General features: G+C 37.0%; 2 protein-coding genes and 1 pseudogene. All 3 read right to left on the bottom strand.

Features of this window, described 5'->3' with window-relative positions:
- Window positions 1-188 (bottom strand): annotated as a pseudogene (locus tag BR30_RS0116185) (N4-gp56 family major capsid protein); the annotation flags it as partial.
- Between the two features lie 77 nt (window positions 189-265).
- Window positions 266-868, bottom strand: a complete 603-nt coding sequence (locus BR30_RS35280) for a DUF4355 domain-containing protein (protein WP_051633650.1) — start codon at window positions 866-868, stop codon at window positions 266-268.
- A 152-nt stretch (window positions 869-1,020) separates the two neighbouring features.
- Window positions 1,021-1,643, bottom strand: a 623-nt coding sequence (locus tag BR30_RS0116175; protein WP_026565881.1) for a minor capsid protein, incomplete at its 5' end; no start/stop codon positions are given.

The following is a 1,643-nucleotide window of genomic DNA, read 5'->3' as shown; positions in this document are numbered from 1 at the left end:
CCCTCAGCTACATCAGAAGCATCTCCAATGTATTGGAATTGTGGTACTACAATAGAACCACCAACTTGTCCTTCAAGATTTTGTACATAAGATACAGGGAACAATTTAATGTTGTTACCAATCTTAGCTGATACACCATCAGCAATAATTTGTGCATTAAGCACATTGGTCATTTTAGTCATAGCCATGACTTATCAAACTCCTTTAGTTTTGTAATTTTAATTTTTTTGCAATAAAAAAGCAGATTGCCATTGGCATCTACTTGTTATCCCATGATTTGTTTATATAGGTCAGGATTGTTGTTCATAATTGCCAATCTTTCATTGTATGGCTTATTTAAAAACTCCTGTTTGGTCATTGCATTGACATTCCCATTGGAAGCCTTTGGTGTGTGACCTTGTAATTTTTTATCTACTGCTGTTTCAATAGCTTTTTGCCATTGACCTGCAAAAGTATCAATATTAGCTTTAGTTGATTCAGCATCAGCACCAAGTACAAACTTGGCAAATTCTGTTGGTAATTCTAGTGAAGACAATTGTTTAACTGTTTCCAGTTCCAATCTCTCTATCATGAATTGCTTTCTTTCTTCTTCAAACTTAGCTTTCTCTTTTTCTAGTTCAGCCTTCATCTTCTCTTCTTCTGACATCTTGGCTAACTTTTCTGCTTCTGACTTTTCAGCTTCAAGTTTCTGCTTAAATTCAGCTTCCCACTTTGCTTGTGCTTTTTGCATTGCAGATGTAACCCTTTTGTCACCCTCAGATTGAAGTAACTTCTCTAGGTCTGCTTTAGTCATTTCAACCTTTTCTACACCCTCATTTTGAGTTTGTTCTTGGTTTTCTTGACTTTGATTCTGGTTTTCATTTTCCATTAAAATAACCTCCTGCCCTGTTAGTTGCATATGCCCCTATCAGTTCATTGTATTTGGTTGTAAGCTACTGCCTACATGTAATCAATACTGATAGGACATACTACATTGTACTAATACAGGGAGGTGTTACATGTTACTGTTACATATCAAGGTTACTTAATATTGTTCTTTGCTTTCCATTCTTCATATGTCATAGAAGCAGGAACATAATAGGTTTGACCATCAGCATCTCTTGCAATCCTTTGTGCATCAGCATCTTTAGGGAAGGAAGGCATGATGGAAGACCTGCAAAATGGATGTAGAGGTGGGCAGTTTACCCCAACCTGTTTATCTTCTAAGTTATAAACCTTGCCATCTAGTGAGCCACATTTCTTTGAAGTCCTGTCATCAAGTGTAGCAAGAAACTCATACTTCTTTACAAATCCACTAGCCTTATAGCCTTGTGCTGTGCCTTCATTCATGACATAGTTAGCTTCTGTTCTAATGATTCTGTTTGCATTGAAATAGGATGTACCCATCTTATCTCTAAGGTTTCTGGACATCTCCTGTGTTGACCTGCCTTGCACTAATCCCACTGTTAGTTCTTGTTTTAAAGCATCAATCAATCTGTCTTTGTTCTTCCAAATCCTTGATGAAAACATGTCACCAGACCAAGCATAAGTGATAGCTTTGGTGATGGCATCCTTGTTTACTTTAGTAAAGGTGACACCTACACCAATGGCAGATTGGACACCATAGATACCTTGATAATAGCAGTCTTCAAAAGTATCACTTA

This window comes from Bacillus sp. UNC41MFS5 (assembly GCF_000686805.1).
Note: the sequence above shows the minus strand (reverse complement) of the source record. Positions and strands in the feature narration are given on the sequence as shown.

Excerpts from the sequence above, each read along its gene's own strand:
- BR30_RS35280 (WP_051633650.1), bottom strand. The coding sequence starts at position 868 with ATGGAAAATGAAAACCAGAATCAAAGTCAAGAAAACCAAGAACAAACT.